The organism is Bifidobacterium sp. LH_730, from assembly GCF_056355835.1.
The window spans coordinates 37517-51783 of record NZ_JBKETB010000010.1; the positions used below are offsets into that span (position 1 = coordinate 37517).

A 14267-nucleotide genomic window follows, 5' to 3' on the forward strand; every position below is an offset into this window, starting at 1 on the left:
TCTTCTCGTCTTATCTCCCTATGACCGGCCGCTATGCCGGTTTGCTATTCGCGAAATACCCGCGTCTCGCGCGGCTTGGTGGCCGCAATCACCCGCCCGCGACGGATGTTGAACAGCACCTCGGCATGTTCGTTGAGCGCCTCATAGAAATCAGGCGCGTCAAGCACGATGCAGTTGGCCGGCACACCGACCTTGATACCGTACCGGTCGCCCAGATTGAGCGTGCGCGCGCCGTTGTAGGTCACATATCGATAGGATTCGCGGATCTGCGTGTATCCCATCAGCTGCGCCGCGTAGACGCCCATGCGCACGACATCCAGCATATTGCCGGCACCCAGCGGGCTCCACGGGTCCCGGATATCGTCCTCGCCGAACGACACGTTGATGCCGGCCTCGTCGAGTTCCTTGACGCGCGTCAGACCACGGCGCTTGGGATAGGTGTCGAACCGGCCGCCCAGATGCATATTGACCAGCGGATTGCTCACGAAATTCATGCCCGACATGCCGAGCAAACGGAACAGCTTGTAGGTATAGGCGTCGTCATACGATCCCATGGCCGTGGTGTGGCTTGCCGTGAAGCGTTCCCCCACCCCGGATTCGTATGCCAGCGTGGCCAGGACCTCGAGGTTGCGGGAGGCGGGGTCGTCGATCTCGTCGCAATGCACGTCGACGAGCAGATCGCGGCGCATGGCGAGGTCGGAGAGGAAGCGCAGCGATTCGACGCCATAGTCGCGGTTGAATTCGAAGTGCGGGATGCCGCCCACGACATCCGCGCCCTCGTCGACGGCCCGTTCCATCAGACGTCTGCCGTCGGGGAACGAGAGGATGCCCTCCTGCGGGAAGGCGACGATCTGCAGGTCGACCAGATCACGGACTTCCTCGCGCAACGCGACCATCGCATGCAGCGCGGTCAGCCTGGGATCGGTCACGTCCACATGCGTGCGCACATATTGGATGCCATGCGAGACCATCATCTCGATGGTGCGTCGCGCGCGGCTCCGCACATCTTCCTCGGTGAGCGTCTTCTTACGCTCCGACCAGATGCGGATGCCATCGAACAATGTGCCGGTCTCGTTCCATTCTGGTTCGCCGGCTGTGAGCGTGGCATCCAGATGCACATGGGAATCAACGAACGGCGGAATCAGCAGACCGCCGCGCCCATCGACGATTTCCTCGCCGGGGTGCGCCTGCAATTCGGCCTCGATGGCCGAGAACATACCATTCTCGACGCGTATGTCCTTGGTTTCGCTCCCGTTCTCAACATGCACATTGCGAATCAACATGGCTAGCTCCTTCACTCGCCTTCCATAGTCGGCTTTCGTAAGACATCCCACAACCGCATTGGCGCGGTTTCCATCCAGCATAGGACCCGTGTCATGGGGAAGAACCCATGACACGGGTGCTCGTTCAATCAAATTCACTCATTTAACGACATGCAACGCCCGATGCCAGTCGCCTTCGCCAGAATGAGATAGACCAAGGCCGAGGTGGCCATGCCGCCCAACCAGCTTAAATCGATGCCACCCATGGCCGTGGCAATCGGCCCATGGAACAGCGCGCCATAGCTCATTGCCCAGCACATGCCCAACCCCGCGAAGAAAGAGACCAAGGATTGCCAGCGCACCAACGGCACACCGTCCTTTCCCCTGCCGCTGAACACCTTGGAGAAATCGCCACGGTTGCGCTCGATAATCAGGAAATGCACCAACATGATGCCTCCCCACACCGATGTCCATCCGGCCACGGATGACAGCCATCCGTCCAGCGCGTCACCGATATCGGACATTCCGAGGAAGAGCAGCACTCCAAACCAGGCAAACACGCCCACGGCCACGTTGAGCACCCGTCGGTTGATCTTCACGTCCAAGCACAGCACGGACTGAGTGCAGCTGTAGATATTGAGGATATTCGTGGCAATCGGCCCGTGGAGCACAAGCAGCAGCACCGGGATGGCAAGTGCGCCGAAATTATCGACGATGAGCTGGCCCGGGTCGATGGTGCCGGATTTGGTGGCCAAAGTCGCGCCGAGCAGACCAAGCCAGCATACAGGAATGAACTGTCCCAATGCACTGGCACCGAACAGCTTTCTGCGCGGCACCTCACGACTCACAAAACGAGAATAATCGCAGGCATAGGTCAGCCAGGTGAACCCCCAACCGATGCCAATGGCAGTCATCACCGAGGAGATCGCAGCAACGTGGCTCACACCGCTAGACGGCAGGTTGCCGGCATAGTTCCAATCGATGCCCATGAAGCCCCAAGCCGCGATGGTCATGGCCACGAGGATGACCACGGTCGGAGGCACCGTCCATTTCTCAAAAGTAGAGATTGCTTTGTATCCGAACAAAGAGACGATGACCTGAACCAGCATCACCACTCCGCCGATGGCTGCTTTAAGTGCGAAATGACCGTCTATGGAGTCGACCAAACCGATCTTCATCAACAACGCGGTAACCAGGTCGAGCACGACCCAAGTGTTCACGGCACACCAGCCGATAACGACAATGGATTGGATAAGCGACGGAAGATAGTTGCCAAAACGACCAAATACCCGACGTCCCAGCAGCATGCCGGTCAATCCCGTGCGTTGGCCGATGAGCACCATGACGCCGAAAACCGACATGCCGATGAGATTGCCTGCCAGAATGACCGCGAAGGTCTCCCACAATCCAAGTCCCATCTGCACACCGAGCGCGCCAAGCAGCCAATTGATGGGAGCGACATTCGCTCCGAACCACACCCAGAACTGTCCCCATAGGCTCTTGGTCTTGGCCCGTTCAGGCACAATCTGCAGTTCATCTTCGACGTTGTCTCTTGTTGTCCGCGCGTTGCCAGAGAAATCCTTGGTCCCGTGAATGGGAAGGAAAGATATGCTTCCTGTACTTGCCGTCATCTCAACCGCCTTTCTGGATGGGTCACGTTTCTACGCGACGCCGGTGTGGATGATGATGTCAACCATCCCCCGGCCGATTTACCTCGTTATGAACCGGCGATTAACTGGCGGCGGGGACGATTTGGACACTATGCCAAGCGTTCCGCCAGACCTGTTCAAAGGTGCCGGAGGGCACGTGCCTGTGCGAATTTGGCGGCGCACAGGGCCGTTGCCCAGGCCCGGCGGTCCTCATGAGAGACGCCGATCGTCTGTTCCGCTTTGTCCAATCGGTTGTACAGGGTCTGACGTTGCACGCCAAGCTTCGCGCAGGCATCGCTTTTGTTGTCGAGCGCATCGAAGCAGGCGCACATCGCGTCAATCAGATGCGGGGATTCCAATATTTCCGGGCCAAGCACCCTCCGCACAAAGGTTTCGATGACCCCTTCGGCACCCGGTGACGAGGTCATAAGCGCAAACATCGCATCCGACGCGGCCGCCACAGTGCCATATGACGGCGGCTCCATATCCAACGCATCATGCAAGGCGCCGAAATCATCGACCAGCATCGCCGCATCCGTGCAGACCTTGCCGTGCACGGCCTGCACATCATCACGTCCACGGACGGCATCCAGAGCGTCATGGCACCGCCGTGAGAATGCCCGCACACCCTGACCTGCGTCTTCCCCCGCCAGGCATCCCACGAAGGTGTCGCCATGCAGCAAACAGATGACTTCGCATCCCTCGCCGGATTCAAATCCCTCGATCACCGTGGACACCGTCTTCGCCGCCGAGGACAGCGAACTGCACCGCAGGGCGAACGGCATGGCCACGCATGACGGCGCGCATCCCAAGGCCAGCAACGTTTCATGCGCCTGCTTCGCCTCGGCGACCGAGCACCGAGTGCCATCACTAGGCCCGCGCACCAGATGGGCGATCATACCCATGCGTGTGCCGCCATCCATGCTCAGAGCCGCCATCGGCGAAACAGCCTCCGCCACGATATGTCGGGCTTGCACAGACAGAGGCATGGCGCGTTGCGTGATCTCCATCGCGCCCAGCGGTCGGCTATCGCTTCCGAGCGCGATAATCGCCGTCTGCTCCCCCGGCTCGAACGGACGGCCGGCCCGGCCCACAGGCAATCCGTCGGCGTCGAACAGCACGACCTCCTCCGACAGCTGACTCGACAAGGCCATCGCGATGTCCTGCGCATCATGTGTCTGCGCCAACGCATCACGCAAACGAGTGGACATCATGTCCATATCCGTCTGCATCTTCATCTGATCATGCACTATGGTCGTATTAACCGCCTGGCAGATGTCGACGAACGGCACCCTCATATGCAATCCAATGACGATGAGCCCGCGCCTTGCCGCCGCCTCCACAGCAGCCGGCGGCACTTTCCCATTCCCCTCCGATAACTCCACCGCCACCGCGGCGACACCAGCATCAGCCAGACTTTCCATATATTTCGCGGCCCCCAGGTGCTGGCCGGCATCCGCCAACCGCCGTCCGTCGACAAGCACCAGCTCCCCTCCGGACAAGAACGAGGCGACATCCCTCCTCTCGCTGGCAAAGGCCCACCTCACGGGCCGGTCCAGCAGATCCTCCCCCACTTCCACCTCGGGTTCCGCCTTGCGGAACGTCGCTTCCGAAAGGACCGATCGCATCGTCACAACCATACAGAATGTCCAATCTCCCGTAACACTTGCCCTGACGCGCAACACATCCACGCAATCGTTGGAGCTGACAATAAGCGCCGAAGGTTACGCCGTTCCGATGCCCCGTAACCAGACAGACACATACCGGCCGCGCGCGGAGCTTGCGCCGACGTCAGAGGGAGGACGAACATGACCGCCACATTGTTCACCAACGCACACATTGCCACCGGGGAGCCCGGCAGCACGTCGGCGCAGACCACGCCGCTGACGGATATCCTCGTCGAGAACGGCCTGTTCACGGCCTTTGGGCCCGATTTGTCCCGCACACTCACCGCGCAAGGTCGTGATATGAGCAATATCGAAACCGTGGATCTAGGCGGCAAACTGGCATGCCCGCCGTTCTGCGACACGCATCTGCATCTCGACTATGTATTCACCGCCCGCAAGCCCGGCGCCGTGAACGAATCCGGCACCCTGTTCGAGGGCATCCAGCGGTGGAGCGAGACCAAGTCCGATCTCACGGTGGACGAAGTCAAGGAACGCGCGAAGCTCGGAATCAAAAAAGAGATGCTGCACGGCGTGCAGTTCATCCGTTCCCATGCCGATGTGACCGATCCCAACCTCACTTCGCTCAAGGCCTTGCTTGAGCTCAAGGAAGAGCTCGAGGACACGGTCACGCTGCAGATCGTCTCATTCCCACAGGAGGGGATGTACTCCTATGAGGGGCCGCACGGCGAGAATGGCGCGGATCTGGTCGAGGAAGGGCTGCGCATGGGCGCCGACTGCGTGGGAGGCATCCCCCACTACGAGCAATGCCGTGAATTCGGCGAGCGCTCGATGCACACGGTCGTCGAATTGGCCGCGAAATACGGCAAGCTCATCGATGTGCACTGCGATGAGACCGATGATCCGCAATCGCGCTATGTGGAGTTGCTTGCGGCGCTGGCATACCGCGCCGGCATCGGCCCGATGACCACCGCCAGCCACACCTGCTCGCTTGGTTCGGCCGACAACGCCTACTTCTTCCATCTGACCAAGCTGCTCAAGGCCGCGCATATGAATTTCGCGTGCGCACCGACCGAAAATCTCTATTTGCAGGGCCGTCAGGACACCTTCCCCAAGCGCCGCGGCATCACGCGCGTCAAGGAGCTCACGGAGGCCGGCGTGAACGTTTCGCTGGGGCAGGATTCCATGCAGGACCCTTGGTATCCGTTGGGCAATGGCAATATGATGCTCATCCTCGACTATGTGCTGCATCTGGCGCAGATGATGAGCTTCGAGGAGATCGACGATGCCTTGAAATTCCTCACCGTCAACGGCGCGACCACGCTGGGCATGCGCGATGAATACGGACTGGAGGAGGGCAGGCCCGCGAACTTCATCGTGCTCGACGCTTCCTCGGTGTTCGACGCCGTGTATGAGCGTGCGAACGTGCTGCGCTCGGTACGCGCCGGCCGCACGCTGTTCACCCGCGCCGAGACCATCGACACGGATGAGGACCTGCTGCAATAAGCCGCTCAGCAGGACAGATTGGATAGACTACAGGCCGTATAGCGAGGCGCCCGTCCGGAACCCCTTGGTTCGGACGGGCGCCTTCACATGCGGGTCCTATTCAGGACCGTGGCCGTTGTCCCGGAATCAATCGGCGGATTGGTCCGTGCCCGTATGTTCCGGGGATTCCAGCGGAGTCCCGGCGTTGCCGTCGACCGCGGCATCCGGCGCATCGGTCTCGGCGGCTGTCCCATCAGCAGCCGCATCCGCCGCATCCGCCGCCTTCGGCTGCTCGAAGGTCTCGCCCTTGAAGGTGAACTCCCCGAGCAAGCCCTCGCCCTCGGCGTCGACGACGACCTTCTGGCCGTCGACCAGATCGCCCATGAGGATCTTCTCGGAGATGGCGTCCTCGATGTCGCGCTGGATGACGCGGCGCAGCGGGCGGGCGCCGAGCAGCGGGTCGAAGCCCTTCTGCGCAAGCAGATCCTTGGCGGCCGTGGTCAGTTCGAGCGACATATGGCGCTCGAAGAGACGGTCGTTGAGCTGCTTGACGTCGAGGTCGACGATCTGGCGCACCTGGGGCTCGGTCAGCTGGCGGAACACGATGATGTCGTCCAGGCGGTTGAGGAACTCCGGGCGGAACTGCTGCTTCAGCTCGGAGGAGACCTGGTCCTTCATGCGCTGGTAGCTCGACTCGGTGTTCGCGCCGAGGTTGAAGCCGGTGTTGGCGGCCTTGGCGATGTCCCTCGTGCCGAGGTTGGTCGTCAGGATGATGATGGTGTTCTTGAAGTCGACCTTGCGGCCCTGGCCGTCGGTCAGATGGCCGTCGTCCAGCACCTGCAGCAGCGTGTTGAAGATGTCCGGATGGGCCTTCTCGATCTCGTCGAAGAGCACCACGGAGAACGGCTTGCGGCGCACCTTCTCGGTGAGCTCGCCGCCCTCCTCATAGCCCACGTATCCCGGGGGCGCGCCGAAGAGGCGCGAGGCGGCGTACTTCTCGGAGAACTCCGACATATCGACGCGGATCAGCGCGTCCTCGTCGTCGAAGAGGAATTCGGCGAGTGTCTTGGCCAGCTCGGTCTTGCCCACGCCGGTCGGACCGGCGAAGATGAACGAACCGGAGGGGCGCTTCGGATCCTTGAGGCCCACGCGGGTACGGCGGATCGAGCGGGACAGCGCCGAAACGGCCTCGTCCTGCCCGATGACGCGCTTGTGCAGCTCCGCCTCCATGCCGAGCAGTTTCTTGGACTCGGCCTGGGTGAGCTTGAACACGGGGATGCCGGTGGTCGAGGAGATCACCTCGGCGATCACATCCTCGTCCACGACCATCTTGACGTCGGACTCGCCCTCGCGCCAGGCCTTCTCCTTCTCCTTGCGCTCGGCCTCGAGCTTCTCCTGGCTGTCGCGCAGCTCAGCGGCCTTCTCGAAGTCCTGGCTCTTGATGGCCTCGTCCTTCTCGGCCGTGAGCTTGGCGATCTTGCCGTCGAGTTCCTTGAGCTCGGGCGGGGCGGTCAGACGCTTGATCCGCAGGCGCGCGCCGGCCTCGTCGATCAGGTCGATGGCCTTGTCCGGCAGATGACGGTCCTGGATGTAACGCGCCGACAGCTCGGCCGCGGACTGCAGCGCGGCGTCGGTGATCGTGACGTGGTGATGGTTCTCATACCGCGAACGCAGGCCCTTCAAAATCTCGATCGTGTCGGCGATCGACGGCTCCTGGACCTGGATCGGCTGGAAACGGCGTTCCAGCGCCGCGTCCTTCTCGATGTACTTGCGGTATTCGTCCGTCGTGGTCGCGCCGATGGTCTGCAGTTCGCCGCGCGCGAGCATCGGCTTCAACATATCGGAGGCGCCGAGGGCTCCGTCCGCGGAGCCGGCGCCGACGATGGTGTGGATCTCGTCGATGAACAGCACGATGTCGCCGCGGGTCTTGATCTCCTTCAAGACTTTCTTGAGGCGTTCCTCGAAGTCGCCGCGATAGCGCGAGCCGGCCACCATGGAGCCCAGGTCGAGCGAATAGACCTGCTTGCCCTTCAAGGTCTCGGGCACGTCGCCGACCTGGATCTTCTGCGCCAGTCCCTCGACGACGGCCGTCTTGCCGACGCCGGGCTCGCCGATCAGCACCGGGTTGTTCTTGGTGCGCCGGGAGAGCACGACCATGACGCGTTCGATCTCATTGGTGCGCCCGATGACCGGATCGAGCTTGCCTTCGGCCGCCTCGGCCGTGAGATTGCGCCCGAACTGGTCGAGGATCGCGGAGCCGGACTTGTTCTGCTTGTCGGCCACGCCACCGGCGTTCGCCAGCTCGCCCTTGCCGTCGCCGGAGCCGGAGTTGCCGCGGATCATATCGATGGTCGCGCTGCGCAGCTCGCCCAGATCGACGTCCATCTTGATGAGCACCTGCGTGCCCACGCCCTCGCCCTCGCGGATCAGACCCAGGAGGATATGCTCGGTGCCGATATAGCTGTGTCCCAGCTGCAGCGCCTCGCGCAGCGACAGCTCCAGCACCTGCTTGGCGTGCGGGGTGAAGGGGATGTGGCCGTTCGGCGCGGCGTTGCCCTTGCCGATCATCTCCTCGACCTGCTTGCGGGTCGCGTCAAGCTCCACGCCCTTCGAGGCGAGCGCCTTGGCGGCCACGCCCTCCCCCTCGCGGATCAGACCCAGCAGCAGGTGTTCGGTGCCGATGTAGTTGTGCTGGAGGGCCCTCGCCTCTTCCTGAGCCAACACGATCACGCGCCGTGCACGGTCGGTGAACCGTTCGAACATGCTTGTCCTTCCTTGCTTAAGACATTCTGTATCACTCTAGCGGCGCTCGATGACGTTTCGGGCCTCCAGCACGCCGAATTGCGCTCACAGACGCAAGGAAACGATATGCTTGTGAGTGACACCACAACCTAGGGGAGGCATCATGAACGACGCCATGGGAACCAAGGCCGATATCGTCGTCGGCGTCGACGGCTCCGACGAGTCCTTCGCGGCTCTCAAATGGGCCATGCGCGAGGCGGGGCTTACCGGGCAGAAGGTCAACGCGGTCTTCGGATGGACGCATTCGTGGGACACGGGCCCGGAACCCGACAGCGACGAGGCATGGAACACGATGCGCCACGAAATCGCCGCCGAGTTGCGCGAATGGGTCGACAAGGCCAGCGAGGGCATCGATTTCGATCCGGAGGATCTGAAGCTCACCAGCGTGAAGGCGTCCGGAACCTCGGCGCTGCTGCAGATCGGCGCCGACGCCCAGCAGATCGTCGTGGGCCGCCGGTCGCTGGGCCGTGTGCTGCGCTGGTTCATGGGTTCGCTGTCCGCGTCGCTGGCCGAGGAGGCCGAGGTGCCGGTCACGGTGGTGCGCATCATGGACGGCGAGGACGAGTCGGTGCAGGACGAGATCGCCAATGCGCTGACGCCCTCCGATGTGAGGGTCCGCTTCGCACAGCCCGTGCAGCCGCTCGACCAAGAGCGCCGCCCCGTGGTCGTGGGCGTCGATGGCTCGGAGACCTCCCGCCACGCGTTGGACTTCGCGATCGACCAGGCCCGGGTCCATGGCCGCCCGCTGCATGTGATGTTCTGCTGGCAGTTGAAGGACCTGGGATCGGTGCCCGGATACGAGAACGCCGTGCCACCCGTGGAGGCCGGCCAGAAGCGCGCCCAGGAGATCCTCGATGCCATGGTCGACGGCGCCGCCATTCCCGCCGATATGACGGTCGAGCGGCATGCCTTCCACATCCCCGCGTCCAAAGGCCTGATCTCCGCCTCGCGCTACGCGAGCCATCTGGTCGTCGGCTCGCGCGGCCTGAGCGGTCTCGACGCGCATTTCCTCGGCTCGGTTTCCAAGCAGATCGTGAACTTCGCCGAGTGCACGGTCACCGTCGTCCACTGACGGAGGCCTGTTCCGTAGCGTTCCGTATGCGTAGGGCCCGCCGGTTCCACACCGACGGGCCTTACGCTGTATTCGTTATTCGCCGTTATTCCTCGGCGGCATCCGGTTCATCCGATTCGGATTCGCCCGGCTCGGCCGGAGCGTCCGCGGACTGCTCTGCCGATCCTTCCGATTCCGTCCCATCCGAATCGTCATCGTCGCCTTCGGATGATCCCTCCCCCAGCTCCACCGTGGCCTCAACCTCCGGCTCGGCGGGCTCGGGCACCGCTTCGGCCGCGATCTCCTCGTCGCTGGCATCGGGGGCGGAATGCGCCTCGATGTCCGCCTCGGTCGCCTCGTCGGCGTCATCCGCATCCCCGGCGTCGGTGACGATCTCCTCCAGCAGCTCGACCTGTCCGCGCTCCTCGCGCGGAGTCTGCGCCACGACGTCGATGTGCAGGTCGTCGTAGGCCGGCTTGGACTGCACCCACAGGCGCGTCGGTTCGGGCGGATCGATCTCGGAATGCTCGCCGCAGCCATGGTCGAGCGAGACCACGCGGCCGTCGTCGGGACTCCACTTGTTGGCGCACACGCCGAACATGCGGTCGAGTTCGCCCGCAAGCGGCACGAAGAAGCCGCAGGTCGAGCAGGGATTGCCGGAGGCCGTCTTCGTGGACAGCGCCTTGGGGCCCCGGGGGCCCTCGTACCAGCGTTTGGCGGTCTGCGCGCGGCCGAGCGGCGAAAGCACGCGCCGGCGGGACAGGTCGAAGGTCTCGCGCGCCTCCTCGACGTCCGGCAGCGAGGATTCGGCGAGTTCTCCCTCCTCGAGCCTGGGATCGTCGGGCTCGGTGCCGATCGAATCGGTCGGCGACAGGTCGGTGGGCTCCAGCCGGTCCTTCCACGGCACCCATTGGGGAGGCCGCAGCGCGGCGTCGGTGGGAGTCAGCGAGGATTCGTTCACCGTCCAAGCGCCGGCCTCGATGTCGTGGTAGAGGGTCACGGACCACTGCCAGCCCTCGTATCCGCGGATGCGTGCCTCGAAGCGGAAGTCGGTGACCCCGTCGCCCATATCGATGGCCTCGGCGAAGTCCCCCACCTGCTCGGGCTCGTCCGCCGTCTCCAGCGCGACGGCGCGCGCGATGGCATTCGGGTCGAGGTCGCGCACGGCGGCGATCTCGTCGTTGTCGGCGTTCCTCTCGTCCATATCGCTCCTGTCAGCGCCCATATCAGTCCTGCACATCGAAGTTGTCCGCGACGGCGCGCAGCAGCGTCGCCAGCTTGCGGCTTTCGGAGGACGACGGATAGCGGTGGCGGCGCAGCGTGTTGCCCGCCGCGTCAAGCATCTTGATAAGGTCCTCGCAGATGGCGGCCATGTCGTCGGGCCTGGGGCGCGTGGCCTTGACCAGCGAGGGGGCGGAGGCCACGAGACTCACGTCCATGGCCTGGGGTCCCTTGCGTCCCTCGACGACGGAGAACTCCACCTTGGCGCCCTTGCGCAGCGTCGTGACGCCGGCGGGCAGCGCGGCGGAGGGCAGGAACACGTCGGAGCCCTCGTCACTGGTGATGAAGCCATATCCCTTGGCGGCGTCGAACCAACGAACTCGACCGGTGGGCATCGTTAACCTCTTCTTAGCATCGTATCGAAAAACATAAGCCAACCATCCATGCTACCGCATCCGCGGCATGACGGACGGCAAACCTCACTTCGAGCCGAACCATGACTTCCCGAGGGCACGGACCTTGCCCTGGCGCGCCGGAGCGTCGGCGGAGGGAACATCCTCGCCGGCCGGAGGCTCGACCGGGCCGATCGGCAGCACGATGGTGAAGGTCAGTCCGCCGCCATCGGTGGCGGTGGCGCAGATCAGGCCGTGGTGCGCCTTGACCACGGACTGCGCGATCGCCAGCCCCAGGCCGGTGCCGCCCTTTTCGCGGGCACGCGAGGGATCGGCGGTGTAGAAGCGTTCGAAGAGCTGCGGCCGAGATTCGTCGGGCACGCCCGGGCCATGGTCGACGAAGCGCAGGACCGCGTAGTTGGTGCCGACGCGCATCGCCTGGCCGACCTCCGCCGCCTCGAGGAAGCGCCGCATCGAGGCGTCGGTGGATGGCAGCGCGGCGAGCTGCTCCGGCGCCATCGAGGCGGGCATCACGCCGAGTGCGGCCTGCGCGGGCGAATCCGAGGGAGTGTAGCGGTGGATGTTGCCGACGATGTTCGTGACCACCTGGCGCAGGCGCGAGCCGTCGCCGGTGAGTGTGACGGCGGGCGGCGCCCCATCGGTCATCCTCAGCGAGGCGGGGCGGTCCATGCCGTCCGCGGGCGCGAGGACGACCGTGCCGCAGGTCACCTCGCGCTGCGGGTCAAGGGCATGCAGGTCGTCGGTGGCGTCCTGGACAAGCGTGTTGAGCGAGACGCTCTGCGTCATGTCGATGCCGCGGCCCTCGTCGAGCCGGGCCAGCGAAAGCAGATCCTCGACGAGCACGGTCATGCGCGCGCTCGATCGCTCGATATGCGATATCGATTCGTCGGCCCTCTCAAGGGCGCCCGGCATGTCGCGCTGCATTTTGTAGAGCTCGGCGTATCCGTGGATGGCCGCCAGCGGAGTCCTCAGCTCATGGCTGGCGTCGGAGACGAAGCGCTTCATCTTCGCGGTGGTCTCCTGCTGTTCGCGGAAGCTCGATTCGATGCGCGCGAGCATGGCGTTGAGGGAGGCGGACAGGGAGCCCACCTCGGTGTTCTCGGGCACGGTGGGCACGCGCTGGCTCAGGTCGCCGGCGGCGATTTTGGCGGCTGTTTTCTCGATGCGTTTGAGCGGCGTCAGCGTGCGCTGGATCACGATGGCCGCCAGCGAGCCGCCGAGCAGCACGATGGCGATGCTGACCATCACGCAGTATCTGGTGAGCGTGTTGGTCGTGTCGATCTGGTCGTTGAGGGACAGTCCGATGTAGGCGACGTTCTTGACGTATTGACGCCCGGAATCGTCCTTGTCGACGACGAGTTTGGCGACGACGCGCCACGGCGCGCGGGCCGCCTGAAGCGTGGCATGGTCGGGCGCGACAGCCCCGAGGCGCACGACCGCGTCGGTGGTGAACGGCTCGCCGGGGGTGACGCCGGTCATCGTGCCGACCACGGGCAGCAGCGGCACGGAGGTCACGCCGTTGCGCAGCACCGGCTGCAGTCTGGTGACCGGATTGCGGTTCGAGGCGTCGCGGATCTGCAGATAGTAGTCGGTCAGGCCGGCCGAGGTCTGCTCGCCGCCGTCGTCCTGGCTGAGCAGGTCGATGTTCTCATAGACCAGCTGCGCCTGCTTGCTCAGCTGGGTGTCGATTTTGTCGATCAGATAGTTGCCGACGAGCTGGCGGATCGAGAAGGAGATGCCCGCCGTGCCGATGATAAGCACGACCAGCGTGCAGGAGACGAGCTTGGCGCTCATGGACACGCGGTCGAGACGGTCGATGAAGAAGCGCAGGAAACGGCGCACGGCCGAGGGGCGCGCGGGAGCGGGCGATCCGTCGGCGCCGTTGGAACCCGCGGCGCCGGCGACCGGAATCGGCTGCGTGGGCACGTTCTGGGATGCGGTCATATGCTTTCTCGACCTCCCGTGATGCGCGGCGCGGCCGGCGGGGCATACGGGCCCCGGCCGGCCGCTTCCGTGGGAATATGGGTCAGTTCTTCGGCGCGCGGATCATGTATCCGATGCCGCGCTTGGTTTCGATCAGCGGGGTCACCTTGTGCTTCTCGCCGGTCTCGTCCTCGACTTCGAGGCCGTCGACTTTCTTCCTCAGATAGGAGATGTAGGACTCGACGATCGCGGCGTCCCCGCCCCAGTCGTATTGCCACACATGGTCGAGGATCTGCGCCTTGGAAAGCACGCGCCCCTCGTTGTCCATGAGATAACGCAGCAGCTTGTATTCGGTGGGGCTCAGGTCGATGGCCTGGCCCGCGCGGTAGACGTCGTGCGAGTCCTCGTTGATCTCGAGGTCCCCAACCCGGATGATCGGGTCGTCCTCCACCTGTTCGCGCGTGCGCCGCAGGATCGCACGGATGCGGGCCACTACCTCCTCGAGGCTGAAGGGCTTGGTCACGTAGTCGTCGCCGCCGACGGTCAATCCCATGACCTTGTCCTGCGTGTCGTCGCGCGCGGTCAGGAACAGCACGGGCGCGTCGATTCCCTCCTGGCGGATGCGGCGGGTGACGGTGAAGCCATCGATGTCAGGGAGCATCACATCCAGCACGATCAGATCAGGCTGGACCTTCTCGATGACTTCGATGGCCTGGGAACCGGAGGCCGCGGTGTTCACTTCGAAACCGGCGAAATGCAGTGAGGTTACCAGCAGTTCCCTGATGGACGGTTCGTCGTCGACGACGACGATCGATGCTTCGATGGGTTTGCTCATG

The 14267-nt window shown here is 63.8% G+C and carries 10 protein-coding genes; 2 read left to right on the plus strand and 8 right to left on the minus strand.

Annotation, left to right across the window (positions count from 1 at the left end; all coding sequences use genetic code 11):
* Positions 1-44: 44 nt before the first annotated feature.
* From codA to AC1AUD_RS10740, 3 genes are all read right to left on the minus strand, one after another.
* Positions 45-1283, minus strand: coding sequence for a cytosine deaminase (gene codA / locus AC1AUD_RS10730; RefSeq protein WP_476574378.1), 1239 nt, complete (start codon positions 1281-1283; stop codon positions 45-47).
* A 134-nt stretch (positions 1284-1417) separates the two neighbouring features.
* A complete protein-coding gene (locus AC1AUD_RS10735; RefSeq protein WP_476574379.1) occupies positions 1418-2893 on the minus strand; it encodes a purine-cytosine permease family protein in 1476 nt (491 codons plus the stop codon).
* 155 nt (positions 2894-3048) lie between these two features.
* Complete coding sequence (locus tag AC1AUD_RS10740) at positions 3049-4602, minus strand: PucR family transcriptional regulator ligand-binding domain-containing protein (RefSeq protein ID WP_476574380.1); 1554 nt, start codon at positions 4600-4602, stop codon at positions 3049-3051.
* A 117-nt stretch (positions 4603-4719) separates the two neighbouring features.
* Here AC1AUD_RS10740 and AC1AUD_RS10745 point away from each other — a divergent pair, with 117 nt between their 5' ends.
* A complete protein-coding gene (locus tag AC1AUD_RS10745; protein WP_476574381.1) occupies positions 4720-6042 on the plus strand; it encodes an amidohydrolase family protein in 1323 nt (440 codons plus the stop codon).
* A gap of 126 nt (positions 6043-6168) precedes the next feature.
* On the opposite strand, the gene AC1AUD_RS10750 is transcribed toward AC1AUD_RS10745, so the two are convergent.
* Positions 6169-8784 carry an ATP-dependent Clp protease ATP-binding subunit gene (locus AC1AUD_RS10750; protein ID WP_476574382.1) on the minus strand — a complete coding sequence of 872 codons (2616 nt, stop codon included), beginning with the start codon at positions 8782-8784 and terminating at the stop codon, positions 6169-6171.
* Positions 8785-8926: 142 nt separating this feature from the next.
* Between AC1AUD_RS10750 and AC1AUD_RS10755 the strand changes: the two genes are divergently transcribed.
* On the plus strand, positions 8927-9895 hold the full coding sequence (locus AC1AUD_RS10755; protein ID WP_476574383.1) for a universal stress protein: 969 nt from the start codon (positions 8927-8929) through the stop codon (positions 9893-9895).
* Between the two features lie 85 nt (positions 9896-9980).
* On the opposite strand, the gene AC1AUD_RS10760 is transcribed toward AC1AUD_RS10755, so the two are convergent.
* From AC1AUD_RS10760 to AC1AUD_RS10775, 4 genes are all read right to left on the minus strand, one after another.
* Positions 9981-11078 (minus strand): DUF3027 domain-containing protein, encoded by a 1098-nt coding sequence (locus AC1AUD_RS10760; protein ID WP_476574384.1) that lies wholly within the window; start codon positions 11076-11078, stop codon positions 9981-9983.
* Between the two features lie 22 nt (positions 11079-11100).
* On the minus strand, positions 11101-11490 hold the full coding sequence (locus tag AC1AUD_RS10765) for a cold-shock protein (RefSeq protein WP_476574385.1): 390 nt from the start codon (positions 11488-11490) through the stop codon (positions 11101-11103).
* A gap of 84 nt (positions 11491-11574) precedes the next feature.
* The gene (locus AC1AUD_RS10770) at positions 11575-13302 is read right to left on the minus strand and encodes a sensor histidine kinase (protein ID WP_476574432.1); all 1728 of its coding nucleotides are present in this window, start codon (positions 13300-13302) and stop codon (positions 11575-11577) included.
* A gap of 232 nt (positions 13303-13534) precedes the next feature.
* Positions 13535-14266, minus strand: a complete 732-nt coding sequence (locus tag AC1AUD_RS10775; protein WP_476574386.1) for a response regulator transcription factor — start codon at positions 14264-14266, stop codon at positions 13535-13537.
* Between the last annotated feature and the right edge of the window lies 1 nt (position 14267).

Excerpts from the sequence above, each read along its gene's own strand:
- codA (WP_476574378.1), bottom strand. The coding sequence starts at position 1,283 with ATGTTGATTCGCAATGTGCATGTTGAGAACGGGAGCGAAACCAAGGAC.
- AC1AUD_RS10735 (WP_476574379.1), bottom strand. The coding sequence starts at position 2,893 with ATGACGGCAAGTACAGGAAGCATATCTTTCCTTCCCATTCACGGGACC.
- AC1AUD_RS10745 (WP_476574381.1), top strand. The coding sequence starts at position 4,720 with ATGACCGCCACATTGTTCACCAACGCACACATTGCCACCGGGGAGCCC.
- AC1AUD_RS10750 (WP_476574382.1), bottom strand. The coding sequence starts at position 8,784 with ATGTTCGAACGGTTCACCGACCGTGCACGGCGCGTGATCGTGTTGGCT.
- AC1AUD_RS10755 (WP_476574383.1), top strand. The coding sequence starts at position 8,927 with ATGAACGACGCCATGGGAACCAAGGCCGATATCGTCGTCGGCGTCGAC.
- AC1AUD_RS10760 (WP_476574384.1), bottom strand. The coding sequence starts at position 11,078 with ATGGACGAGAGGAACGCCGACAACGACGAGATCGCCGCCGTGCGCGAC.
- AC1AUD_RS10765 (WP_476574385.1), bottom strand. The coding sequence starts at position 11,490 with ATGCCCACCGGTCGAGTTCGTTGGTTCGACGCCGCCAAGGGATATGGC.
- AC1AUD_RS10770 (WP_476574432.1), bottom strand. The coding sequence starts at position 13,302 with ATGAGCGCCAAGCTCGTCTCCTGCACGCTGGTCGTGCTTATCATCGGC.
- AC1AUD_RS10775 (WP_476574386.1), bottom strand. The coding sequence starts at position 14,266 with ATGAGCAAACCCATCGAAGCATCGATCGTCGTCGTCGACGACGAACCG.